The sequence below is a fragment of the Rubrivivax rivuli genome (assembly GCF_004016505.1).
Taxonomy (GTDB): Bacteria; Pseudomonadota; Gammaproteobacteria; order Burkholderiales; family Burkholderiaceae_C; genus Rubrivivax; species Rubrivivax rivuli.
The window spans coordinates 204,126-227,912 of record NZ_SACR01000005.1; the positions used below are offsets into that span (position 1 = coordinate 204,126).

Consider the following 23,787-nt stretch of genomic DNA (forward strand, 5'->3'; position numbering starts at 1 on the left):
CTGCCTGCGTGCCCCGGGCCCGCCGCCGCACCGGGCAGCGGCGACAATGCGCCCCCGTGCGCCGGGGCCCCGCTGGGGGACGGTGCAGACACGCTCCACACCCGCCCGTGATCCGACGCCACACCTTCGAAGACGCTGACAACCGCCGCCTGGCCCACCTGTGCGGCCCGCTGGACGCGCACCTGCGCAGCATCGAGGCCGCGCTCGGCGTGGTGCTGGCCCGGCGCGACGCCAGCTTCCGCATCGACGGCCCGCGCGACGGCGTGGAGCGTTGCGTGCGCCTGCTGGACGCGCTGTACGCCAGCGCCGCCGCGCCCATTGGTGAACGGGCGCTGCAGCTGGCGCTGATGAAGTACGCCGCCACCGTGCCCGGCGCGCCGCAGGCGCCCACCGTGCTCGCCGGCGATGGCGCTGAGGGTGATGTGGTCCTGCACACGCGCCACACCGACCTGCGCGGCCGCACGCCCAACCAGGTGCAGTACCTGCAGCAGATGCTGAGCGCGGACATCACCTTCGGCATCGGCCCCGCCGGCACTGGCAAGACCTTCCTGGCCGTGGCCTGCGCGGTGGACGCGCTGGAGCGCCATGGTGTGCAGCGCATCGTGCTCACGCGCCCGGCGGTGGAAGCCGGCGAGCGCCTGGGCTTCCTGCCCGGCGACCTGGCGCAGAAGGTCGACCCCTACCTGCGCCCGCTGTACGACGCGCTCTACGACCTGATGGGCTTCGACCGCGTGGCCAAGGCCTTCGACAAGGGCCTGATCGAGATCGCGCCGCTGGCCTTCATGCGCGGGCGCACGCTCAACCACGCGTTTGTCATCCTCGATGAAGCGCAGAACACCACGCGCGAGCAGATGAAGATGTTCCTCACGCGGCTGGGCTTCGGCAGCCGCTGCGTGGTGACGGGCGACATCAGCCAGATCGACCTGCCGCGCGGCGTGCCCAGCGGGCTGATCGATGCGCACCGCGTGCTGCGCGGCGTGGACGGCATCGCGCTCACCGAGTTCACCGCGGGTGACGTGGTGCGCCACCCGCTGGTGGCGCGCATCGTCGATGCCTACGACCGCGCCCGTGCCGACGAGGAAGATCGGTGAACGCGCGTGCGGTGAAGTTTCCGCTGCAGCTCTCGCTGCAGTTCGCCGACCCGGCCCACCGCGCCCACCTGCCGCGCCACCGCGTGGCGAAGTGGATCCGCGCCGCGCTGCAGGGCCCGGGCGAGATCACGGTGCGCATCGTCGGTGCCGAAGAAGGCCAGGCGCTGAACCGCGAGTACCGCGGGAAAGACTACGCCACCAACGTGCTGACCTTCGACTACGAACACGGCGGCGAAGACACCGGCCCCATGGTGGCCGACCTGGTGCTGTGCGCCCCGGTGGTGCAGGCCGAGGCCCAGGCGCAGGGCCTCACGCTGGAAGCCCACTACGCGCACCTGCTGGTGCACGGCACCCTGCACGCCCAGGGTTACGACCACGAGGCCGAAGACGACGCGGCCGAGATGGAAGCGCTGGAAAGCGAGATCGTCACCGGCCTCGGTTACGCCGATCCCTACCAGCGCTGACTGCCACTCACTTCGTTCCGAACAAGCGGTCCCCGGCGTCGCCCAGCCCTGGCACGATGTAGCCGTGGTCGTTCAGCTCGCGGTCGATGGCCGCGGTGTAGATGGGCACATCCGGGTGGTGCTGCTGCATGTGGGCCACGCCCTCGGGCGCGGCCACCAGGCTGACGAAGCGGATGGACCGCGGCTTCGTTTCCTTCAGCCGGTCCACCGCGGCCACGGCGCTGTTGCCGGTGGCCAGCATGGGGTCCAGCACGATGGCGTCGCGCTCGTGCATGCTGTGCGGCATCTTGAAGTAGTACTCCACGGCCACCAGCGTCTTCGGGTCGCGGTACAGGCCGATGTGCCCCACGCGCGCGCCCGGCACCACCTCCAGCATGCCGTCGAGGAAACCGCTGCCGGCGCGCATCACCACCACGAAGACCGTCTTGCGGCCTTCGATCACCGGTGAGCGCATGGCCTCCAGCGGTGTCTCGATGTCGATCAGCTGCGTCGGCATGTCGCGCGTGACCTCGTAGGCCATCAGCATGCTGATCTCGTGCAGCAGGCGGCGGAAGCTGTTGGTGGACAGGTCCTTCTGGCGCAGCAGCGTGAGCTTGTGCTGCACCAGCGGGTGGCTGACGACGGTGACGGGGGCGGGTGTGTTCATGTTGCAGGCCTCAGGCAAGTGGCGTGCCACGGCAGGGTCAGAAAATGGTGCCGTCGCTCTCGATCTTCAGCGGCGGTGCGCCGTCGGGGCGCAGCTCTTTCGCGATCTCGCGGCCGGCGGCCCAGGTGCCGCCTTCCAGCACGCAGGCCAGCGGCAACTCTTGGGCGGTCTTGCCCAGGCGTTCGCGCACGAGCACGGCCACCTCGTCGAGCAGCGCCACCGTCAAGGCGCGCCATTCGATGATGAAGTCATCCTGCGGCTTCCAAGGCTTGTTCAAGGCGCGCGGGTCGCGTGGTACCAGCACGCCGGCGTCGAGCAGCAGGCCGCCGTTGCGGTACTCGGGCAGGCCGGTCAGCGCGTCCAGGCCGGTGACGGTGACGCCGGCCCACTGCAGCGGCTCCAGCAGCGAGTAGCTCAGCCACTGGCTCAGCTTGTGGAAGGGCACCCAGCCGCCGGTGGTGGGGTCCTTGCGCGGGCCCAGGGCGCCCGTGCCCGAGCCGGCGCCATCGCCCGTGGCGTCGCCGGCCCAGCGGTGCGGCCACACGTCGCCGGCCAGCAGGCCCTGCACGCGGCTGCCGCTGGTCCAGATGGGGCCCAGCACGCGCAGCACCTCGCCCAGCACCTCGGCGGCGCTCACGCTGGTGCGCGTGCCGCCGGCCGTGAGGCGGTCGAACAGCAAGGCCGGGCGGGCTTCACCGCCGCCGCGCGTGGCCTCGTCCTGCAGCGCCGCGCCCAGGCGCTGCAGCAGGCCGGCGCGGCCTTCCAGGCCCACCACGGGGTTGGAGGGGCTGCTCTGGAACACGGCGCGCAGGCCGCTGGCGTCCAGGCGCTGCAGCGCCGCGGCGTCCACGCGCTGCGGGTCTTCGGCCGTGCCGGAAAAGATGCCGTTCATGAAGGCGTGGAAGCTGGCCACGCCCAGGCCTTCGGATCGCTGCAGCACCTGCCCCGTGCCGGCTTCCGTGTAGCGCCAGGTGGGGCCGGCGCCGGCGTCCAGCAGCACGCTCACCACCGTCAGGTCGAAGTGCGCGCGCGCTGTGGCCAGCGCACCGCGCGGGGCCAGGCGCTCGTCCAGCGCGGCCTTGCGGTCGGCGCCGCCGGCCTCGAAGTGGCGCCAGCGGCTGTGGTACGGGATCACCAGGTCTGGAAAACGCTTCAGCGTCAGCGCCGCCACACGCTCGGCCACGGCCGGCAGGCGGCCGCGGTCGAGGCGGAAATGCTCGCTGACATCGGCCTCCACCGAGCGCAGCACCGCCGCGCAGCGCGCGCGGATGGTGCCGGGGTCGCGCAGCGCGGCCAGCGGGTGGCGCGCGTCGGGCGCGGTGCTCAGCAGGGCGCGGCGTTCGGCGGCGGTGGATTCACGGGTCTCGGGCACGGGGCGGCTTTCACGTTGTTCACTCAAGGCCGCGCCCCTTCACCTGGGCCAGGTCGTCGGCGGTCGGCACCCGGCCGTCGGTGAAGTAACCGGCGGCCACCTTGGCCTCGATCTCCACCTTGGCATCGGCCGGGATCAGTTCGTCAGGGATCTTCACGCGCTCGCCCACCTCGATGCCGCTGCCGGTGATGGCGTCGAACTTGTCGTTGCTCATGCTCACCAGGCGGTGGATCTTGGTGATGCCCAGCCAGTGCAGCACGTCGGGCATCAGTTCCTGGAAGCGCATGTCCTGCACGCCGGCCACGCACTCGGTGCGCAGGAAGTACTTGTCGGCGCGGTCGCCGCCGACCTGTCGCTTGCGCGCGTTGTAGACGAGGAACTTCGTCACCTCGCCCAGGGCGCGGCCTTCCTTGCGGCTGTAGGCGATGAGGCCCACGCCGCCGGCCTGCGCGCCGCGGATGCACTCTTCGATGGCGTGCGTGAGGTAGGGCCTGCAGGTGCAGATGTCGCTGCCGAAGACGTCGCTGCCGTTGCACTCGTCGTGCACGCGCGCGGTGAGCGTGACGTTCGGGTTGGCCAGGTCGCGCACGTCGCCGAAGACATACAGCGTCTGCCCGCCGATGGGCGGCAGGAACACCTCCAGGTCGCTGCGCGTGACGAGTTCGGGGTACATGCCGCCCGTCTCTTCGAACAGCGCGCGGCGCAGGTCGGCTTCGCTCACCTTGAAGCGCTCGGCCACGCCGGGCAGCCACCACACCGGCTCCACGGCGATCTTGGTGACGGTGGCGCTGGCGTCTTCCAGCAGGATCTTGCCGTCCACCTGCAGGCGCTGGAAGGCCAGGGCCTGCTTGATCTCGGGCAGGTGGATGTGGGCCTTGGTCACCGCGATGGTGGGGCGGATGTCGTAGCCGCGCTCCAGGTAATCGGCATACACCGTCTGCACGCTGGCGCCCCAGGGGTCGATGCTCACCATCTTGTGCGCGTCGCCCCACACCGGGTAGGGGCCCACGGCGTCGGTGGGCGCGGTGTTGGTGAGGTCGGCGCGGTGGCCCTTGGTGAGGTTGCCCGCGGCCACGGCCAGCGCGCGGTAGACGCCATAGCTGCCGCTGTGCGTGCCGATCACGTTGCGCTGGCTGCGGTTGCCGGTGCTGCCGACGACGGGGCCGCGCTCGTGCGGATCGGCCGCGCCCCAGCGCAGCGCGGGCGCGCTGTCGGTGCCCTGGCCGGGGTGCGAGGTCAGGCGGATGTGGCGGGTGGCCGCCGGGGGGGTGGGGCTGTCCATGGGGCGGTGGCCGCAGCGGGTGCTGCCGCAGGGTCGGTGGCGGAGAAGTGGCGGGAAAGAGGCGGAAGATACGCCAGAACGACACATCCGCCCTCGGGATGAGCTTGTGCGTGACACTTACCTTTGGTTTCCCGAGAATCAAGGCCACGCGGACGACCGACGCCGCACCGACCAAGACCAGAGCCAGAAGCTCCGAGGGGAACCCGAATGAAGCACACCCTGCTTGCCGCCCTGCTGCTGGGCGCCCACCTGATGGCACCTGCGCAGAGCACACGCTCGATGGCGCCGCCCATCGTGGTGGAGGTGGTCGACGGCGCGCTGCGCCTCTCGGCCGAGGGCTACACGCTGTCGGGCTCGCAGACGGTGGTGACCTGGCAGATCGGCACCGAAGGCTGGCGCTTTGCGTCGAGCAGCATCCGCTTCAGCGACAGCAGCGCACCTTTCAGCTGCAGCACCTTCGCCGAAGGGCAGGCGATCCGCTGTGTGTCCAGCGGCGCCTCGAGGGGCCGCTACGACTACAGCATCGCGCTGCGGGGCGAGGACGGACGACTGACGGCGATGCCGCAGCCGAATGTCTACATCTCGCTCGACTGATCAGCCTGCCACCGTTTCGCGCAAGCGGGCGATGGCTTTGCCGAGCTCGGACTCCGGGCCGGCCTCGGCTGCAGCGGCCAGGGCCAGCGCGTTGTCCATCGCGGGCTGCACCTCTGCGTGCCGGCCGGCGCGCCAGGCGACTTCGGCGCGTTGCACCGCCAGCAAGCCCAGGCTGATCGGGTCACCTTGAGGTTGCAACAGGCTCGTGGCCTGCTCAATGCAGGCCTGGGCTTCGGCAAAGCGGTCGCTGCGCGCGAGGGCAACTGCGCGGTGCCCCATGAACTGCCCTTCGGTCCGCCGGTCCCCCAACTGGCCGGCCAAGGCCAGTGCCGCGTCGTAACGTTCCACCGCTTCCGCGTGCCGGCCGGCGCCATCGAGCACGAGACCCAGGTTGCCCAGCGCGATGCACTCCAGCCGCCGGTGGCCCAGCTCGCGGGCTGCCACCAGGCCCCGCTGCAGCACGTTGGCGGCGTCGCCGACATCGCCCGAGAAGAAGCGCAGCATGCCCAGGTTGACGAGCGTCATCGCCTCGCGTGTGCGGTCGCCGAGTTCGCGCAGCACCTCCAGCGCGGCCTCTGCGTGCGCGCGCGCAGCTTGCGTCTGGCCGGCCGTGGCCTCGAGGTTGCCGAGGTTGCCGAGCACGGCGCCCTCCACTCGCCTTTCGCCACACGCTCGCGCCAGGCTCAGCGCGGCGCTGTAGTGCGCGCGCGCCTCCGCCGCTGCGCCGCCCTCGAAGGCCAGCACGCCCAGCACGTTCAGGGCTGCGCACTTCAGGGCCTTGTCGCCATCTTCCTGTGCCAGCTGCAGGGCCTGTTGCAGGTCGAGCCGGGCCGTGTCCACCTGCCCGGCGCGGGCCAGCAGCGCAGCCCTGCGGATGGCCACCATCGCCTGGCAGCCCCGATCGCCGGCCGCCACCGCCAGCTCGGTGGCACGCGCATACCGCGCCAACGCCGCCTGCCGCTGCCCGGCTGCTTCCAGCGCCATGCCCGAGACCGCATGCGCCCGCGCCGCTTCGCGGCCCTCCAATCCAGGCATGCCCAGCACCAGTTCGGCCAGGTCGGCGCCGGCCTTGAAGGGGCCGCGCAGGTTCAGCGCCGCCCAGCCGCCTTCCAGCGCGCCGGCCGCCTGGTGGGTGTCAGCCCGCGCCACCGCGCGGCGGCAGGCCACCACGAGGTTGTCGAGCTCGATGCCGCGCCCGGCGCTGGCCGCCGCGTTGTCCAGCCCGGCGAACCACGCGCCGTGTCGCCCCTCGGCCGCCAGCCGCGCCGCCGGCCCGCTGCCGGTGTAGCGGCCCTCGGTGCCCAGATGCTCTGCGGCGTAGGCCTGCACGCTGCCCAGCAGGTCGTAGCGCTCTTGCCCCAGCGTGCGCACGAAGCTCTTGTCCACCAAGGCCTGCAGCACGTCCAGCGTCCATGGCGGGTCTTCCAGGGCCGAGAGGTCGATCACCGCCTCGGCCGCTTCCAGCGTGAAGCCGCCCTCGAAGACCGACAGCTGCGCCAGCGCCGACTTCTCGGCCGTGGGCAGCAGGCCCCAGCTCCAGTCGAAGGTGGCGCGCAGCGTGGCCTGGCGGTCGAGCCGGCCGCCGCTGCTGGCCAGCAGCTTGAATCGCTCGCTCATGCGCGCCAGCAGCGCACGCGGGGCCAGCGTGCGCGTGCGCGCAGCGGCCAGCTCGATGGCCAGCGGCAGGCCGTCGAGCAGCCCCACCAAGGTGGCGATGGCCTCGGCGTCGTCGGGGCCGGGCTTGAAGTCGCGCCTTGCAGCCTCGGCGCGGCGCATGAAAAGCGCCTGCGCGTCGTCGCCCTGCATCGGCGCCAGCGCCAGCGTCTCTTCGCCCGGGATGCCCAGCACCTCGCGCGTGGTGACGAGGAAACGCGCGTCCATCGCGCGGTCGAGCCAGCGGCCCAGCGTGGCCTCGGCATGGCGCGCCAGGTGCTCGAAGTTGTCGAGGATGACGAGGCAGGTGCCGCGCCCGGCGATGGCGTGGCCCAGCTGCACCACCGGGTCTTCCGGCCCCAGCGGCACCTGCAGGCCTTGCGCCACGGCGCTGGCGATGCCTTCGATGCTGCGTGCGGGCGCCAGATCGCAGAACCACACGCCGCCGGGGTACTCGCCCATCCAGGCCCAGCCGTAGCGCGTGGCCACGCGCGTTTTGCCGCCACCGCCGATGCCCAGCAGCGAGACCAGCCGCGCCCCGGCATCGAAGCGCTGCGCCAGGTCTTGCAGCGTGCGGCGGCGGCCGACGAAGGCGTCGCGCTCGGCCGGCAGGCTGTGCGGCAGCTCGCGCAGCGGCAGCCAGAGCCCTGCGTTCTTGTCGCCGTGGCGCACCACGCGCCAGACCTTCACCGAATCGGGCGGCGGCGTGAAGGGCGCGTCAGGCTCGCCCACCTCGAAGAGCTCGATGGGCACGGGCAGGCCCTTGACCTGCCAGTGCCCGTGCGACACCACGCGGTGCGTCGTGGGGCCGATGGCGTCGATGGCGGCTTGCGTGAGCAGCGTCTGCCCGCCCAGGGCCGTGGACATCACGCGCGCGGCGATGGGCTTGCTGACGCCGTCCACCTCCACCGGCTTGGCACCCAGGGCCACGTCTTCGGGCGTGGCCTCGCGCATCACCACCTGGCCCACGTGCAGGCCGGCGCGGGCCTTCATGGGCACCGGCAGCGTGGCCAGCGCGCGGTGGTAGGCCAGCGCGTAGCCCAACGCATCGGCCGGCTGCTGGAAGATGAACAGGAAGCCGTCGGTCTTGTCGATCTCCTGCCCGTGCCACTGGCGCAGCAGGTCGCGCGCCAGGCGGTCGTGGCGGGCCGAGAGCTGGGCGTAGGCCTCGTCGCCCATCTGCTGGGTGAGCGCGGCGCTGTCCACCAGGTCGGTGAGCAGCAGGGCGGGCAGGGTGCTCATGGAATTGGGGCTGTCTGCTGCGGCTTCAGGCCAGCCCGCCGACCGGCAGCCGCGCGCTGCGCTGCAGCCAGTTCTCGGGCGCGTAGGTGGCGCTGGCGTCGGTGACGTGCAGCGTGTAGGCCAGCCGGCTCTTGGCGCTGCGGTTGGGGGCGCTGTAGTGCGGCAGCAGACCGTGGAAGACGATGAGCGTGCCGGCTTCCACCGGCAGCGCGCGCGCCTCGGCCGTGGTGGGCCAGGGTGTGGCGTTCAGCGGCTGCATGCGCAGCGTGCCGGTGGCGTGGTCGCACACGTACTGCTCGCGCAGCACGCCGTGGCGGCCTTGGTGGCCGCCGGGCATCACCCACAGGCAGCCGTTGTCCAGCGTGGCGTCTTCCAGCGCGAACCAGAAGGTCGTCACCGTCTGCGGCGTGGTGACGAAGAAGCTGGCGTCCTGGTGCCATCCGACCTCGCCGCCGATGTGCGGCTGCTTGAAGATCACCTGGCTCTGCCACACCTGCGGCTGCAGCAGGCCCAGATCGCGCCCCAGCTCGGCCAGTGCCGGACCGTGCGAGAAGGCCTGGAAGACGGGGTCGAGGTCGTGCAGCGCGTGGCCGATCTTGTTGATGCTGCGGTCCTTGGGCACGCGCAGCCGGCCTTCGGCATCGAGCGCCTCTTCCTCGAAGAAGCAGTGCACCGCCTCGGCGCTGGCCAGCAACGCGGCGTCGGCCACCTGGCTGCGGTCGCGGGTGGAGAAACGGCTGGTCTGGGCGCTGGGGGTGAAGGCGTCCACCAGCTCGCGGGCACGCTGGCAGACGGCGGCCACCTCGGCCGCGCTCTTGAAGCCGGGCAGCACCAGGCAGCCTTCTTGCTGCCAGGTGGCCAGGTCGGTGGGGTTCAGCATGTGTTGCGTGCAGGCGTCGATTGGGGGCTCGCAGGCGCACCGTCGTTCTGGTTTTCACCAAGTTCCGCAGGGTGCAACGGCATCATCGGATGCTACCGGCGCTTGGGGCCTCCGAAGGCCCTGCACCGCGCCCCCGACACTTGGTTTTCTCATCCTCCGGAGCCCGCCCCATGCCTGCGAACCGCCCCTTCCGTCCCATGCCCCATGCCTTGGCTGCCGCCGCGCTGGCCCTGCTGAGCACCGGCAGCCAGGCGCAGACCGCGGCGCCCGCGCCCGCCGGCCAGCTGCAGACCATCACCGTCACCGCCGAACGCCGCCTGGAGAACATCCGCGACGTGCCCAGCTCGGTGAGCGCGCTGCAGGGCGAGATTCTTGAAGTGCTGAACAGCGGCGGGCAAGACATCCGCCTGCTGGCCGCCCGCGTGCCCAGCCTGAACATCGAAAGCAGCTTCGGCCGCGCCTTCCCGCGCTTCTACATCCGCGGCATCGGCAACACCGACTTCGACCTCAACGCCAGCCAGCCCGTGAGCCTGGTGTACGACGATGTCGTGCAGGAGAACCCCATCCTCAAGGGCTTCCCCATCTTCGACATGGAGCGCATCGAGGTGCTGCGCGGCCCCCAGGGCACGCTCTTCGGCCGCAACAGCCCGGCCGGCGTGGTGAAGTTCGAGAGCGCCAAGCCCTCCACCAAGGCCTTCGAGGGCTATGCGCTGGCCAGCATCGGCCGCTACAGCGCACTGAACTTCGAAGGCGCGGTGAACGTGCCGCTGTCGCCCACGCTGGCGTTGCGCGTGGCCGCGCAATCGCAGAACCGTGACGACTGGGTCAGCAACGGCAACTCGCGCGGCCCCACCCGCGAGCTGGAGGGCTACAACGACAACGCCGCCCGTCTGCAGATGCTGTTCAGCCCGAACAAGGATTTCAGCGCGCTGCTGAACGTGCACACGCGCGACCTGAAGGGCAGCGCCCGCGTCTTTCGCGCCAACATCATCCAGCCCGGCACCAACAACCTGGCCCCGGGCTTCGACGAGACCAAGGTCTTCCAGGATGGCATCAATAGCCAGAAGGTCAGCAACACCGGCGGCAGCCTGCGCGTGCGCTGGGACCTGGGCAACGGCATGGCGCTGAACAGCATCACTGGCTACGAGACGGTGGATTCGCTCAGCCGCGGTGACATCGACGGCGGCTTCGGCGCCGGCTTCCTGGGTGCGGGCAACTTCGGCCCGGGCTTCATCCCCTTCGACGCCGAAAGCGCCGACGGCCTGCCCAAGCACAAGCAGTTCACCCAGGAAGTGCGCGTGGAGAGCACCGGCAAGGGCGCGCTGCAGTGGCTGGCGGGCGTGTACTACTTCGACGAGCAGCTGAAGATCGACAGCTTCAACTACAGCAGCATCGGCGGCAACGTGCAGAACGGCTACGCCACGCAGGACCAGGACAACAAGGCCTACGCCATCTTCGGCAGCGTGAACCTCGACGTGAGCCCGCAGCTCAAGCTGCGCGGCGGCCTGCGCTACACCAAGGACGAGAAGGACTTCTTCGCCGACCGCATCCAGGCGCCGCCCTTCAGCCCCACCTTCATCGGCCGCCGCACCGCCAGTACCAGCGCCACCAACACCAGCGGCGACTTCAGCGCCACCTACGCGCTGGACAAGGACACCAACGTCTACGCCCGCGTGGCCACGGGTTTCCGCGCGCCTTCCATCCAGGGCCGCCTGCTCTTTGGCGACACGCTGTCGGTGGCCAAGAGCGAGAAGGTCACGAGCTACGAAGCCGGCGTGAAGGCCGACCTGTTCAACAAGCGCGCCCGTGCCGCCTTCAGCGTGTTCAGCTACACCTTGAAGGACCAGCAACTCACGGCCGTGGGTGGTGCCGCCAACTTCAACCAGCTGATCAACGCGGCCAAGAGCACCGGCCAGGGCTTCGAGCTCGACCTGCAGGCGCTCGTCACCGACAACCTGATGCTCACCATGGGCGGCAGCTACAACAAGACCAAGATCCGTGACGGCGGCCTCGCCGTGGCGCCCTGCGGCGGTGGTTGCACGGTGACTGACCCGACCGTGGTGCGCAACGGCACCACGCTGGCCCTGATCGACGGCAACCCGCTGCCGCAGGCGCCCGAGACCACGCTGAACTTCACCGCGCGCTACACCATGCCCGTGGCCGGTGGCGACTTCTTCGTGCTCACCGACGTGGCCTACCGCAGCAAGATCAACTTCTTCCTGTACGAGAGCCGCGAGTTCACGGGCAAGGCGCTCACCGAAGTGGGCCTGCGCGCCGGCTACAGCTTCGGCGCCGGCAAGTACGAAGCCACGGCCTTCGTGCGCAACCTCACCAACCAGATCCGCGTGGTGGGGGGCATCGACTTCAACAACCTCACGGGCTTCATCAACGAGCCCCGCACCTTCGGCGTGTCGTTCAAGGCGAACTTCTGAAGGTGACTGCGCGCAAGCGCTTCAGCGCCTGGCTGGCAGCCTCGGCCCTAGGTCTTGCGACCTGGGCCCAGGCCCAGCCGGCGCTCATCTTCGAGCTGGGCGGCAAGAACGACAAGAGCTTCGGCCAGGCCGCCTGGGAAGGCGCCGAGCGATGGAAGAAGCAGAGCGGCAAGCCCTACCTCGAGTTCGAGATCGCCAACGCCGCGCAGCGCGAGCAGGCCGCGCGGCGCTTCGCGCAGCGCGGGGCCAACCCCATCGTGGGTGTCGGCTTCCCCCAGGCCAGCAGCATCGAGGCGGTGGCGCGCGAGTTTCCGAACACGCGTTTTGCCATCGTCGACAGCGTGGTGGCGCTGCCCAACGTGCAGAGCTTCGTCTACCGCGAGCACGAGGGCGCCTTTCTGGTGGGCCTGCTGGGCGCGTTGGCCAGCAAGACAGGCAAGCTGGGTTTCGTGGGCGGGCAGGACATCCCGCTCGTGCGCAAGGTGCTGTGCGGCTACGAGCAGGGCGCGCGTTACGCCAACCCCAAGGCGCAGGTGCTGTGGGCCATGACGGGCACCACCAACGCCGCCTGGACCGACCCCGCACGCGGCGCCGAGCTCACGCGCACGCAGGCCGCCCAGGGCGCCGACGTCATCTTCGCCGCCGCCGGCACCACCGGCCTGGGCGTGCTGCAGGCCGCGGCCGACCTGGGCCTGCTGGGCATCGGCGTCGACAGCAACCAGAACGGCCTGCACCCGGGCCGCATGCTCACGTCCATGCTCAAGCGCACCGACGTGGCGGTGTTCCAGGCCTTCCAGGGCGTGCAGCCGGGCGTGACGACGCTGGGGCTGAAGGAAGGCGGGCTGGACCTCGCCTTCGACGAGCACAACGCCAAGCTGGTGACGCCTGCCATGCGCGCCCGGGTGGAGGCCGCCAAGGCCGACATCGTGGCCGGCCGGCTGCCCGTGATCGACTGGACGGTGGCGAAGACCTGCCGCTGAGTCAGCGCGCGGGCTCGCGCGCGCACAGCGCCGCGGCCTGCTTCACCGCCAGCGTGAAGGGCGCCAGGTCGCCGCGCGCGGCGGCCAGCAGGCTGCCGCCTTCGAGCAGCATCACCACCAGCAGCGCGCGGTCACGCGCTTGCGCGGGCGTGAAGCCGGCGCCGGCCAGGCGCGCTTCCAGCGTGCCGGCGATGGCGGCATAAGCCGCGGCCACGGCTTCACCCAGGCGCGGCGACGAACTCTTCTCGGCCACGAAGGCGGCGAACAGCGCGCACAGCTCGTGCCGCGTGCGCACCACCGTCTCACCGAGCAGCGTGCCCACGCGCGCCACCAGTTGCTGCGGCGGGAGCGTGGCCTCCTGCGCAGCCACCACCTCCAGCAGGCCCTCGGTGATCAGGCCCACCACGGCGGCGGCGATCTCTTCCTTGCCGCCCGGGAAGTGGTGGTACATCGAGCCCTTGGGCGCCTGCGCCTCGGCCAGGATGTCGTTGATGCCCACGCCGTGGTAACCGTGCCGGCGGAACAGCCGCAGCGCCGCGCGCAGGATGCGCGTGCGCGTGTCGGTTTCCGGGGCGGTGCTGCGGCGGCTGGGGCTCACACGGGGAATGATAGGCCTTGCCCATCTGGGTATCGGACTAGACAGACCGGTCTACACAGAGCTAGCATGGCGGCATGAATTCCGTCTTCGCTCCGTCTCCTGGGCCTGTGACAACGGGTGGCCAGGACCTGCCTCTGGTGACCGCCGACGGCACGCGCCTGGCCGCCACCGTCTACCCCGCAACGGGGCCGGATTGGCTGGTGCTGGGCGGTGCCACGGCCGTGCCGCGCGGCTTCTACCGCCGCTTCGCCGAGCACACGCAAGCCCGCGGCGTGAACGTGCTGACGCTGGACTACCGCGGCATCGGCGGCTCGCGCCCGGCGCGCCTGCGCGGCTACGCGCCCGATTACGCCGACTGGGCGCGGCAGGACCTCGCCGCTGCCGTGGCCCATGCCGCTGCGCGCGGGCCGGTTTACTGGGTGGGGCACAGCTATGGCGGCCACGCGCTGGGCCTGCTGCCGCCGGCGCAGCGCGACGCCGTGCGTGCCGCCTACGTGGTGGCCGGCGGCGCCGGCTGGCACGGCTGGATGCCGCGCGGCGAACGCCTGAAGGTGCAGTTGCTCTGGCATGTGGTGGGCCCGGTGGCCACGCGGCTGCTCGGCTACCAGCCCCTCAAGATGATGGGCATCGGCGAAGACCTGCCTGCCAGCGTCTACCGGCAATGGAAACGCTGGTGCGGCTACCCGCGCTACTTCTTCGACGACCCCGAGGCTGGCGAGCTGGTGCGCGGCTTCGGTGACGTCACCCTGCCGATTGCGGCGGCCAATGCGCTGGACGACTGGTGGGCGCTGCCGCGCTCGCGCGATGCCTTCTTCGCCGGCTACCGCAACGCGCCCGTGCAGGCCATCGACATCGATCCCCGCGCCGAAGGCCTGCGCGAGATCGGCCACATGGGCTACTTCCGCCCGCAGGTGGGCGCGGTGCTCTGGCCGCGCATGCTGGGCTGGCTGCAGGGGCAGGGCCTGCGCCTGCAGCCGCCCGGCTGAGGGTCAGCTGCAGCTCGCGGCCAGTTCGCCCGCGGCCCGCTGCGCGCGGGCGCGTTGCGCAGCGGGGTAGACCACGGCCTCTTCCAGCGCCATGTGGTCGAGGTAGAGCGCTTCGAAGACCGGCACCGCGGCCTGCAGCAACGGCAGTTCGTAGCCGTTGAAGCCTTCGGCCACGGCGCGCACGTGGGGCCCGAGCTCGCGCCAGTCGAGTTCGATCCAGTGGTGGTCCTGGCGCAGGCGGCGCACCAGGGCGTCGAGTTCGGCGTTTTCCAGCGCGTCAAGCTCCGGAAAGACCAGGCGCTCTTCGTCGGCATGGTGGCGCTTGCCCGGGCCGTCGAAGAAATCCAGCACGCCCTGGGCCAGGGCTTCGGCCGCCACGTCCAGGCCCTGCTCGTCCAGGTGGGCCACCAGGCGGTTCAGCTGGCCGAGCATCGCGCGGGCGGCGCGATGGGTTTCGTCGAGCAAGTCGAAGCCTTCGCGGGCGGCACGGCGGGCGCGGCTGGTGCGCGGCGGCCGTGCCGCTGCGCAGCAGGTGTCAGGCTGGTTGTTGGGGCTCGTGCAGGCCGGCTGGCCCTGTGCGAGTTTCATTGCGGGCTCCTTCGGAAGTTCGCCATGACTCTCCGCCGATGCGGGCCCGAGGCCCTTGCGCCAGGTCAAGCCTGCGCACGGAAGCCACACAAGAAAACGCCCCGCGCGGCACCAGGGCCGGGCGGGGCGGACTGCGCCCGAAGGCGCGGACAGCTGAACGTTTACTGCTTGCTGCCGACGCGGCGCTCGGCCACCACCACCGGCTTGACGGCTTCGGCTTCCACCAGGCTGGCGTAGAAGAAGGGGCCGACCGGCTCGCCGCCCACGTTGGGCAGGAAGGGCGTGTTGCGGTTGCCGGCGCGCACTTCGGCCATCACTTCGGCGCGGGTGCGCAGCGACCGGGCTTGCGCGGCGGGGTTGTAGTCGTTGCTGGCGGTGTCCACCGCGGGCAGGCGCTCGCCACGGATGATCACGGGCTTGAGCAGCTTCACGCCGGCAGGGCGGGTGGCGTCGGCGGCCACGGTGGGGGCCGGAGCGGCCTTCCCGCTGAGGGCGGCGGGCAGCGCGTGCGTCTGGCCGCTGCTGACGAAGTCGAAGTCAGCGCCTTCACCGGCGGCGTGAGCGAGGGTGGCCGAAGCGAGGGCGAAGGCGGCGACGGCGGGGTACACGAAGTATTGGAGCTTGCGCATGATCATTCCTTGAAAGCATCCGAAAGGGTTGTGGGACCGGCTTCGGTGGATGCAGTACCGGGGTCGTCCTTGGGAATGAACTGTAGATACTTACCCTAGGAAGACAAACCAGCAGTCTGCGAACGCAACGTTTCGGTAACAGGAATAATGAAAAGGCGGCTCGCGCGACGTACGCCGCTTGCCCGGCTGCTCCACGTCAGAATTGCAGCCATGCGCATGCTGAAACTGGGCCGCCGCCCCTATGCCGAGACCGAAGCCGCGATGCGCACCTTCACCGCCGCGCGCGGCGCCGAGACCGAAGACGAGCTCTGGCTCGTGGAGCATGACCCGGTGTTCACGCAGGGCCTGGCCGGCCGCGATGACCACGTCCTGGCGGCGGGCGGCATCCCGGTGGTGCGCACCGACCGCGGCGGCCAGGTGACGTACCACGGCCCGGGGCAGGTGGTGGCTTATCCGCTGCTGGACCTGCGCCGCATCGGCATCTACGTCAAGGAATACGTCTTCCGCCTCGAAGAGGCCGTGATCGAGACGCTGTGGGCCGGCGCCGGCGTGGTCGGCCACCGCGTGCGCGGCGCGCCCGGGATCTATGTGCGCCTGGCCGACCCGCACAGCCACGCGCAGCTGCACACCGAGAGCCTGGATCCCTTCCGGGGCCTGGGCAAGATCGCGGCGCTGGGCATCAAGGTGAGCCAGCACCGCAGTTACCACGGCGTGGCGCTGAACGTGGCCATGGACCTCGAACCCTTCGACCGCATCAACCCCTGCGGCTACGCAGGCTTGCGCACGGTGGACCTGCGCGCGCTTGGCGTGGCCGCGTCCTGGGACGACATGGCTGTGCTGCTCGCCGAGCAACTGGCGCGCCGGCTGCAGCCGCAGCCTTGAAGGCTCGCGCCGGACCCCCGCCGCTAAAATTGGCGGCATGAGCACCCCTTTGACGCCCCCTGCGGCCCCCGCCTACGACCCCAGCGCCAAGCAGAAGTCGCAGGCCAAGACCTCGCGCATTCCCATCAAGGTGGTGCCTGCCGAGGTACTGAAGAAGCCCGAGTGGATCCGCGTCAAGGCCGGCAGCCCCAGCACGCGCTTCTACGAGATCAAGCAGATCCTGCGCGAGCACAAGCTGCACACCGTGTGCGAGGAAGCCAGCTGCCCGAACATCGGCGAGTGCTTCGGCAAGGGCACGGCCACGTTCATGATCATGGGCGACAAGTGCACGCGCCGCTGCCCCTTCTGCGATGTGGGCCACGGCCGCCCCGACCCGCTGGATGTGGACGAGCCGCTGAACCTGGCCAAGACCATCGCGGCGCTGAAGCTGAAGTACGTGGTCATCACCAGCGTCGACCGCGACGACCTGCGCGACGGCGGCGCCGGCCATTTCGTCGAGTGCATCCGCCAGACGCGCGCGCTCAGCCCGGCCACGCAGATCGAGGTGCTGGTGCCCGATTTCCGCGGCCGAGACGACCGCGCGCTGTCCATCCTGCGCGAGGCCCCGCCCGACGTGATGAACCACAACCTCGAGACCATCCCGCGCCTGTACAAGGAAGCGCGGCCGGGCTCCGACTACCAGTTCAGCCTGAACCTGCTGAAGAAGTTCAAGCAGCAGGTGCCGGGCGTGCCCACCAAGAGCGGCCTGATGGTGGGCCTGGGCGAGACCGACGAGGAGATCCTGCAGACCATGCGCGACATGCGCGCGCACGACATCGACATGCTCACCATCGGGCAGTACCTCGCGCCCAGCGGCCACCACCTGCCGGTGCGGCGCTACGTGCACCCCGACACCTTCAAGATGTTCGAAGCCGAGGCGCAGAAGATGGGCTTCACGCACGCCGCCGTCGGTGCGATGGTGCGCAGCAGCTACCACGCCGACCAGCAGGCCCACGCCGCCGGCGTGACCGCCACCGCCTGAGGCCCGGTGCGCAGGCCGTCAGTCGCCGGCGGCCTGCTCCAGCACGAGGCGGAACACCACCTCGCCGGGCCGGTTCTGCAGCAGCAGCACGTTGCCACCGTGCTGCTCCATCACGCGGCGCACGATGAAGAGGCCCAGGCCGTGGCCGGCGCTGCCACTGCCGCGGCTGCCGCGCTCGAAGAGCCGCGCTTCCATGCCCGGCTCTATGCCCGGGCCGCGGTCCACCACGTCGATCATCAGCGCCAGCGGTTCGTCGGAGTCCGACACCCGCACCGTCACTGGCGTGCTGCCCGGCCCGTGGCGCAGGGCGTTGACGAGCAGGTTGCGCAGCGCCAGCCGGGCCAGGCTCATGTCGGCCAGCACGGTGCGCGTGGCGGTCTGGCGTTCAATGCTCACGCGGCCCCGTTGCTCCACCGGCACGTCGGTGATGGCGGTGGCCAGCAGCATGTCGATGTCGGTGTCTTCGCGGCGTATGGGCCCGGGCCGCGCAAGCTGCGTGGCCACGGCCAGCGTGTTGTCGATGCTGCCGGTGACCTGGCTCATCACCGCGTGCGCCCGTGCCAGGCGTGAAGCCACCGCCACGTTGCCCACCTCCTTCAGCGCCGCGCTGGCGCTCTGCATCGCGGCCGAGGCGTTGTTCAGCGGCTGGCGCACCTCGTGCGCCAGCACGTCCAGCATCTCGCCGCGTTCGGCGAGCAACTCGTCGAGCTCGCGGGCCTGCTGCTCGGCCCGCTGGCGCAGCGCCTGTTCCTGCTGCAGTTCCACGCGGCGCTGGCGGTACTCCGACACGTCCTGCAGCGCGCCCACCAGGCGCACCGGCACCCCTGCCTCGAACTCGCCTTCGCCCACCAGTCGCACCCACAGAGGCCGCCCGCTGGCGCTGACGAAGGGCAGCTCCATGTCGATGCTGCTGCCGTCGGCCAGCGAGCGTTCCAGCGCCGCCGCCACCTCGGCCCGCGCCTGCTCGGGGAAGAATCCAAGGACCCGGGTGATGTCCAGCGCTTCGTCCTCGCCGATCTCCAGGATGCGGAAGAGCCCGGCCGAAGCCGTGACGCTGCGGGCGCTCGCATCGATGCGCCAGCCCCCGATGCGCGCCACCTGCCCGGTGCGCTGCAGCAGCGCCTCGCTCTCGCGCAGGCGCCGCTCGGTCATCTCGCGCTCGTGGCCCCACTCGTGCTCGCGCTGGCGCAGGTGGTGGAAGATCAGCAGGCCCAGTGCGGCCAGCGTGGCCATCAGCAGCAGCGGGCCGGCGGCGCGGTCCCACCAGTTCAGCAGCATGCGCTGGTGGGGCATCGTCACCAGCATGGTCACCGGGAAGCTGCCCAGGCGCACGTAGACGGTGGCGTTGTCCTGGCCGGCCAGGGAACTGCGGCCTTCCACCGTCCCGCGCCGCGGAAAGCCTTGGGCGCGCAGGTGCTCGACGAGCGCACCGGTGCGCGGTGCGCCATAGGCCTCGTCGTCGCTCACACCTTCGGGCAGGGGGTAGCGGTTGATGAGGTAGCCGTCATCGCGCAACAGCGCCAGCGCGGCGTCGCGCACCACCGGGGCGTCGCTCCAGAAGGTCTGCACCAGTTCCACGGGCGCCGCTGCAACGAGAAAGGCCAAGGGCTGGCCCTGGTTGTCGCGCACCACCAGGCGCAGGGGCAGGATCCAGCGCTGGCTCACCGGGCCGCGCAAGGGCCGCGCCAGTTCCATCGGCTGCCCGGGCCGCAGGCTCGCCACGATCTGCGGGAAGTTGCGCTGGCTCTGCACGCTCGGCAACTGCGTCACGTCGGGTGTGGTGGAACTGCCGAGGTAGCTGCCGTCGAGCGCCAGCAGGTGCACGCCCTGCAACTCGTCATGCCGCTCCTTGTAGGCCCGCAGGCGTTCGTGCAACTGGGCCGGCTCGGCCAGGCGCCCGCCCTGCATCAGCAGCAGCGCCAGTTCGCTGAGCGAGCGTTGCTGCTGCTGGAAGTAGCGGTCGGTGCCGCGCTCGGCCAGTTCGGCCACGGTGCGCAGGTTCTGCAGCTGGTCTTCGCGATCGGCACGCCACGACTGCCAGGCGAACAGGAGCACCAGCCCCAGCAGCAGCAGGCCGAGCAGCGTGGTCTGCCGGTGCGAGGGTGGCGGGCTGGCCGGCTGCGCGGCGGAGGGCGGTGGGGAACTGGAAGGCGAGGACATCGGGCCGCGTTGTACCGCAGCCGGCGCCGACGCAGGCTTTGGGGGCGGGCGAAAGGGCAGGGTATCTTCAGGACCTTGCGGCCGCGCGCCGCCCGCTTTCTGAGAGCCCTGCCATGACCACGCCCGCCGCCGCCGTTCACGCCACCCTCGACCCCGCGCTGCAGGCCCTGCTGTGCCGCATGCCCAAGGCCGAGCTGCACATCCACATCGAAGGTTCGCTGGAGCCCGAGCTGATCTTCGCGCTGGCGCAGCGCAACGGTGTGGCCTTGCCCTATGCCAACGTGGAGGCGCTGCGTGCGGCCTACGCCTTCACCGACCTGCAGAGCTTTCTCGACATCTACTACGCCGGCGCCAGCGTGCTGCTGCACGAACAAGACTTCCACGACATGGCCTGGGCCTACTTCCAGCGCGCTGCGGCCGACCACGTGGTGCATGCCGAACTCTTCTTCGACCCGCAGACCCACACCGAACGCGGCGTGGCGATGGGCACCGTGGTGCAAGGCCTCGTGAGTGCCTGCGAACGCGCGCAGCGCGAGCTGGGCGTGAGCAGCGCGCTGATCCTGTGCTTCCTTCGGCACCTCAGCGAAGAGGCCGCCTTCGAGACCCTGGAAGCTGCGCTGCCCTACCGCCAGCACTTCACCGGCGTGGGCCTGGACAGCAGCGAGCGCGGTCACCCGCCGGAGAAGTTCGCACGCGTGTTTGCGCGCTGCCGCGAACTCGGCCTGCATGTGGTGGCGCATGCCGGCGAAGAAGGCCCGCCGGCCTACATCGAGAGCGCGCTGGACGTGTTGAAGGTCGAGCGCATCGACCACGGCGTGCGCTGCGTGGAAAGCCCGGCGCTCGTGCAGCGCCTGGCCGCGCTGCGCATGCCTCTGACGGTGTGCCCGCTGTCCAACGTCAAGCTCTGCGTCTACCGCACGATGGCCGAGCACCAACTGCCCGCACTGCTGGCAGCCGGCCTGTGCGCCACCGTCAACAGCGACGACCCGGCCTACTTCGGCGGCTACATCAACCAGAACTTCGTCGAGACCTTCGCGGCGCTGCCGCAGCTGGGCCGCGACCACGCCTACACGCTGGCGCGCAACAGCTTCCAAGCCAGCTTCGTGCCGGCCGAAACGAAGCAGCGCTGGGTCGCAGCGCTGGACGCGGTGTTCGCCGAGGCCTGAGGTGGCCTGATCAGGCCGCCGCGGGCGTGTTGGGCGGCGAGCTGGGAGGCTTGGGCATGTTGCGGCGGACCACCGCCACCAGCAGGCTCAGCAGCCCGGCGCAGAGCACGATCACCACCGCGCCCACGGCCCACAGCACCCACACCAGCACCTGGCTGAAGCCGCCCAGCCAGCCTAGAGCGGTGCGCGTGAACTCCAGCGTGGCGGTCAGCAGCGCCTGCCAACCCGGGATCCAGGCCTCGATCAGCGCGCCGAAAGGCACCTGACCGGCCAATGTGCCGATGTCGGTGACCCAGCTTGGGTCCAGGCCCAGCAGCGCGCCCACCGCCCAGGCCAGCAGCGACCACAGCGCAAGGACGAAGGCGGCAAGCAGCCAGATGGCGATGTGCATGGCAGGCGGAGAGTGGACTGGAAAACCCGCAGCCTAGCGCAGCGCGCCTTGGCCTTGCCGGGTGTCGGTGCACCGATGACGGACGGGGCCGTGGCCTTTCGGCTACCGTGTCGGCATGGAACAAACCCTGAGACCCCCCTCGGCCGCCGCGCTGGCCTGGCGCCAGACCCTGCGCGACTTCCGCGCCGGCGAGTTGCGCCTGCTGGCCGTCGCCGTGACGCTGGCGGTGGCTGCCCTCACGGCGGTGGGCTTCTTCGCCGACCGCCTGAGCAACGGCCTGCAGCGCGACGCGCGCCAGCTGCTGGGGGGCGATGCCGTGGTGGGCAGCGACCGCGCCACGCCGCCGGCGCTGGTGGCCAAGGCGCAGCAGATGGGCCTGCAGGTGGCGCCCAGCGTCGTCTTCCCGAGCATGGCGCGCGCGCCCGACGAACGCGGCGGCGCCACGCGCCTGGTGGCCGTGAAGGCCGTGAGCCCGGCCTACCCGCTGCGCGGCAAGCTGCAGCTGAAGGACAGCCCCAGCGCCGCCGTGCAGACCGTGGCCGCCGCGCCCGCGCCCGGCACGGTGTGGGTGGACGCCAGCCTGCTGGACGCGCTGCAGATCGAGGTGGGTGACAAGCTGCTGCTGGGCGATTCGGCCCTGACCGTGGCGCGCCTGATCGTGGTGGAGCCCGACCGCGGCGCCGGCTTCACGAGCTTCTCGCCGCGCGTGATGCTGGCCGAGGCCGACCTCGCCGCCACCGGCCTGGTCCAGCCGGCCAGCCGCCTGAACTACCGCCTGGCGGTGGCCGCACCGCCCGCGATGGCCGGCGCGCGCGGCGAAGCCGTGGTGCGCGAGTACGTGGCCTGGGTGGAGCAGCAGATCCAGGCGCAGACGCTGCGCGGCCTGCGTGTGGAGAGCATCGACAGCGGCCGCCCCGAGATGCAGCAGACGCTGGACCGCGCCGAGAAGTTCCTCAACCTCGTGGCGCTGCTGGCCGCGTTGCTGGCCGCGGTGGCCGTGGGCATCGCCGCGCGCGATTTCGCCTCGCGCCACCTGGACGACTGCGCCATGCTGCGCGTGCTGGGCCTGAGCCAGCGCCGCATCGCCACCGCCTACACGCTGGAGTTCGCCTTCGTCGGGCTGCTGGCCAGCGTGGCCGGCGTGCTCATCGGGCTGCTGGTGCACAACGTCTTCGTCTGGCTGCTGGCCGGCCTGGTCTCGGCCGCGCTGCCGCCGCCGGGCCTCGGGCCGGCGCTCTTCGGGCTGGGCGTGGGCATGACGCTGCTGCTGGGCTTCGGCCTGCCGCCGGTGCTGCAGCTGGCCCAGGTGCCGCCGCTGCGCGTGATCCGCCGCGACGTGGGTTCGCTCAATGCCTCGTCGGCCGGCGTGCTGGCCGCGGGCGCCTTGGGTTTCGTCGCGCTGCTGATGGCGGTGTCGTCCGACCTCAAGCTCGGCGCCATCGCGGTGGGCGGCTTCGCGCTGGCCATCGGTCTGTTCGCGGTGATGTCCTGGGGCGCGGTGCTGTTGCTCAAGCGCTCGGTGCCCGAGAGCCGCGCACCGCGCTGGCTGGTGCTGGCCACGCGGCAGATCGCGGCGCGGCCGGCCTTTGCGGTGCTGCAGGTCTCGGCCCTGGCCGTGGGCCTGCTGGCGCTGATGCTGCTGGTGCTGCTGCGCACCGACCTGATCGCCAGCTGGCGCCAGGCCACACCGCCCGACGCGCCCAACCGCTTCGTCATCAACATCCAACCCGACCAGGCCGAGGCCTTCCGCGGCACGCTGGACGGCGCGGGCGTGAAGAACTACGACTGGTACCCGATGATCCGCGGCCGGCTGGTGGCCATCAACGGCAAGCCGACCAAGGCCGACGACTACGCCGACGAACGCGCTGCGCGCCTGGTGGAGCGCGAGTTCAACCTGAGCCACAGCGCGCAGGCGCCGGCCGGCAATGCCGTGGTGGCCGGCCGCTGGGTGCCCGACGAAGCCGGCGGCCTGAGCGTGGAGGAGGGCCTGGCGCAGCAGCTGGGCCTGAAGCTGGGCGACACGCTGCGCTTCGACATCGCCGGCCAGTTCCGCGAGGGCCGCATCACCAGCCTGCGCAAGGTCGACTGGGGTTCGATGCGGGTCAACTTCTTCGTGATGTTCCCGCAGGGCCGCATGGACGACGTGCCGCTGACCTACATCAGCGCCTTCCGCGCGCCGGCCGCGGCGGCTCCCGCGGCGCCGGCCTCGGCACCCGCCGGCCCCAACTTCGACAGCCGCCTGAGCCGCGATTTCCCGAACATCACCAACGTCGATGTCTCGGCCAGCATCGCGCAGGTGCAGCGCGTGCTCGACCAGGTGGTGCGCGCGGTGGAGTTTCTCTTCGGCTTCACGCTGGTGGCGGGCCTGGTGGTGCTGTTCTCGGCCATCTCGGCCACGCGCGAGGCGCGCTCGCGCGAGTTCGCCATCATGCGGGCGATGGGGGCCGGCGGGCGCCTGCTGGCGCAGGTGCAGCGCACCGAACTGCTGGGGGTGGGTGCGCTGGCCGGGCTGCTGGCCTCGCTGGTGGCGATGGTGCTGGGCTGGGCACTGGCGAAATTCGCCTTCCAGTTCGCCTGGACGCCCTCGCCCTGGGTGCCCTTGATCGGCACTGCCGCGGGCGCAGTGCTGGCCCTGATGGCTGGCTGGTGGGGCTTGCGCGAAGTGCTGCGCCGGCCGGTGCTGGAAACCTTGCGCCGCGCTGGCGCGGTGTGAACGGGCCCGGCCTGCCG

Annotated in this window: 20 protein-coding genes; 10 read left to right on the top strand and 10 right to left on the bottom strand. The window is 71.1% G+C overall.

The features are described from left to right. Positions 1-107 precede the first annotated feature (107 nt). Together EOE66_RS16965 and ybeY are read left to right on the top strand one after the other, a co-directional pair. Positions 108-1,091, top strand: a complete 984-nt coding sequence (locus EOE66_RS16965; RefSeq protein ID WP_128229917.1) for a PhoH family protein — start codon at positions 108-110, stop codon at positions 1,089-1,091. 11 nt (positions 1,092-1,102) lie between these two features. After that, positions 1,103-1,555, top strand: coding sequence for an rRNA maturation RNase YbeY (gene ybeY, locus EOE66_RS16970; protein ID WP_128230222.1), 453 nt, complete (start codon positions 1,103-1,105; stop codon positions 1,553-1,555). Positions 1,556-1,562: 7 nt separating this feature from the next. Here ybeY and upp read toward each other — a convergent pair whose 3' ends face one another. From upp to EOE66_RS16985, 3 genes are read right to left on the bottom strand one after another with little or no spacing between them, the layout of a single operon-like run. Continuing rightward, positions 1,563-2,201, bottom strand: a complete 639-nt coding sequence (gene upp, locus EOE66_RS16975) for a uracil phosphoribosyltransferase (RefSeq protein ID WP_128229918.1) — start codon at positions 2,199-2,201, stop codon at positions 1,563-1,565. A 37-nt stretch (positions 2,202-2,238) separates the two neighbouring features. Beyond that, on the bottom strand, positions 2,239-3,573 hold the full coding sequence (locus tag EOE66_RS16980) for a URC4/urg3 family protein (protein ID WP_245479080.1): 1,335 nt from the start codon (positions 3,571-3,573) through the stop codon (positions 2,239-2,241). A 19-nt stretch (positions 3,574-3,592) separates the two neighbouring features. Then, positions 3,593-4,855, bottom strand: coding sequence for a GTP cyclohydrolase II (locus tag EOE66_RS16985; protein ID WP_128229919.1), 1,263 nt, complete (start codon positions 4,853-4,855; stop codon positions 3,593-3,595). Positions 4,856-5,062: 207 nt separating this feature from the next. Here EOE66_RS16985 and EOE66_RS16990 point away from each other — a divergent pair, with 207 nt between their 5' ends. After that, on the top strand, positions 5,063-5,449 hold the full coding sequence (locus EOE66_RS16990; RefSeq protein ID WP_128229920.1) for a hypothetical protein: 387 nt from the start codon (positions 5,063-5,065) through the stop codon (positions 5,447-5,449). On the opposite strand, the gene EOE66_RS16995 is transcribed toward EOE66_RS16990, so the two are convergent. Both EOE66_RS16995 and EOE66_RS17000 read right to left on the bottom strand, forming a co-directional pair. Then, positions 5,450-8,344, bottom strand: a complete 2,895-nt coding sequence (locus EOE66_RS16995) for an ATP-binding protein (protein WP_128229921.1) — start codon at positions 8,342-8,344, stop codon at positions 5,450-5,452. A gap of 25 nt (positions 8,345-8,369) precedes the next feature. Beyond that, positions 8,370-9,224, bottom strand: a complete 855-nt coding sequence (locus EOE66_RS17000) for a phytanoyl-CoA dioxygenase family protein (RefSeq protein ID WP_128229922.1) — start codon at positions 9,222-9,224, stop codon at positions 8,370-8,372. A 170-nt stretch (positions 9,225-9,394) separates the two neighbouring features. Here EOE66_RS17000 and EOE66_RS17005 point away from each other — a divergent pair, with 170 nt between their 5' ends. Next, positions 9,395-11,656 (top strand): TonB-dependent receptor, encoded by a 2,262-nt coding sequence (locus EOE66_RS17005; protein ID WP_164885138.1) that lies wholly within the window; start codon positions 9,395-9,397, stop codon positions 11,654-11,656. Positions 11,657-11,658: 2 nt separating this feature from the next. Further along, on the top strand, positions 11,659-12,636 hold the full coding sequence (locus tag EOE66_RS17010) for a BMP family lipoprotein (protein ID WP_245479081.1): 978 nt from the start codon (positions 11,659-11,661) through the stop codon (positions 12,634-12,636). A 1-nt stretch (position 12,637) separates the two neighbouring features. On the opposite strand, the gene EOE66_RS17015 is transcribed toward EOE66_RS17010, so the two are convergent. Next, positions 12,638-13,234: a TetR/AcrR family transcriptional regulator gene (locus EOE66_RS17015; RefSeq protein WP_164885139.1), complete on the bottom strand. Its 597-nt coding sequence runs from the start codon at positions 13,232-13,234 to the stop codon at positions 12,638-12,640. A 137-nt stretch (positions 13,235-13,371) separates the two neighbouring features. On the opposite strand from EOE66_RS17015, the gene EOE66_RS17020 reads away from it, so the two are divergent. After that, entirely contained in the window at positions 13,372-14,220 is an 849-nt protein-coding gene (locus EOE66_RS17020) for an alpha/beta hydrolase family protein (RefSeq protein WP_245479082.1), read from the top strand. A gap of 3 nt (positions 14,221-14,223) precedes the next feature. Here the strand turns inward: EOE66_RS17020 and EOE66_RS17025 are convergent, their stop codons facing one another. Both EOE66_RS17025 and EOE66_RS17030 read right to left on the bottom strand, forming a co-directional pair. After that, a complete protein-coding gene (locus EOE66_RS17025; RefSeq protein ID WP_128229925.1) occupies positions 14,224-14,808 on the bottom strand; it encodes a hemerythrin domain-containing protein in 585 nt (194 codons plus the stop codon). A gap of 161 nt (positions 14,809-14,969) precedes the next feature. Further along, the gene (locus tag EOE66_RS17030; RefSeq protein WP_128229926.1) at positions 14,970-15,437 is read right to left on the bottom strand and encodes a hypothetical protein; all 468 of its coding nucleotides are present in this window, start codon (positions 15,435-15,437) and stop codon (positions 14,970-14,972) included. A gap of 210 nt (positions 15,438-15,647) precedes the next feature. Between EOE66_RS17030 and lipB the strand changes: the two genes are divergently transcribed. Next, complete coding sequence (gene lipB / locus EOE66_RS17035) at positions 15,648-16,319, top strand: lipoyl(octanoyl) transferase LipB (protein WP_128229927.1); 672 nt, start codon at positions 15,648-15,650, stop codon at positions 16,317-16,319. 37 nt (positions 16,320-16,356) lie between these two features. Further along, positions 16,357-17,340, top strand: coding sequence for a lipoyl synthase (gene lipA, locus EOE66_RS17040; RefSeq protein ID WP_128229928.1), 984 nt, complete (start codon positions 16,357-16,359; stop codon positions 17,338-17,340). An 18-nt stretch (positions 17,341-17,358) separates the two neighbouring features. Here lipA and EOE66_RS17045 read toward each other — a convergent pair whose 3' ends face one another. After that, on the bottom strand, positions 17,359-19,500 hold the full coding sequence (locus tag EOE66_RS17045) for an ATP-binding protein (protein WP_128229929.1): 2,142 nt from the start codon (positions 19,498-19,500) through the stop codon (positions 17,359-17,361). Between the two features lie 113 nt (positions 19,501-19,613). On the opposite strand from EOE66_RS17045, the gene EOE66_RS17050 reads away from it, so the two are divergent. Beyond that, the gene (locus EOE66_RS17050) at positions 19,614-20,666 is read left to right on the top strand and encodes an adenosine deaminase (RefSeq protein WP_128229930.1); all 1,053 of its coding nucleotides are present in this window, start codon (positions 19,614-19,616) and stop codon (positions 20,664-20,666) included. A 10-nt stretch (positions 20,667-20,676) separates the two neighbouring features. Here EOE66_RS17050 and EOE66_RS17055 read toward each other — a convergent pair whose 3' ends face one another. Then, positions 20,677-21,057, bottom strand: coding sequence for a hypothetical protein (locus tag EOE66_RS17055; protein WP_128229931.1), 381 nt, complete (start codon positions 21,055-21,057; stop codon positions 20,677-20,679). A gap of 115 nt (positions 21,058-21,172) precedes the next feature. Here EOE66_RS17055 and EOE66_RS17060 point away from each other — a divergent pair, with 115 nt between their 5' ends. Then, positions 21,173-23,770, top strand: coding sequence for an ABC transporter permease (locus EOE66_RS17060; RefSeq protein ID WP_128229932.1), 2,598 nt, complete (start codon positions 21,173-21,175; stop codon positions 23,768-23,770). Positions 23,771-23,787 lie beyond the last annotated feature (17 nt).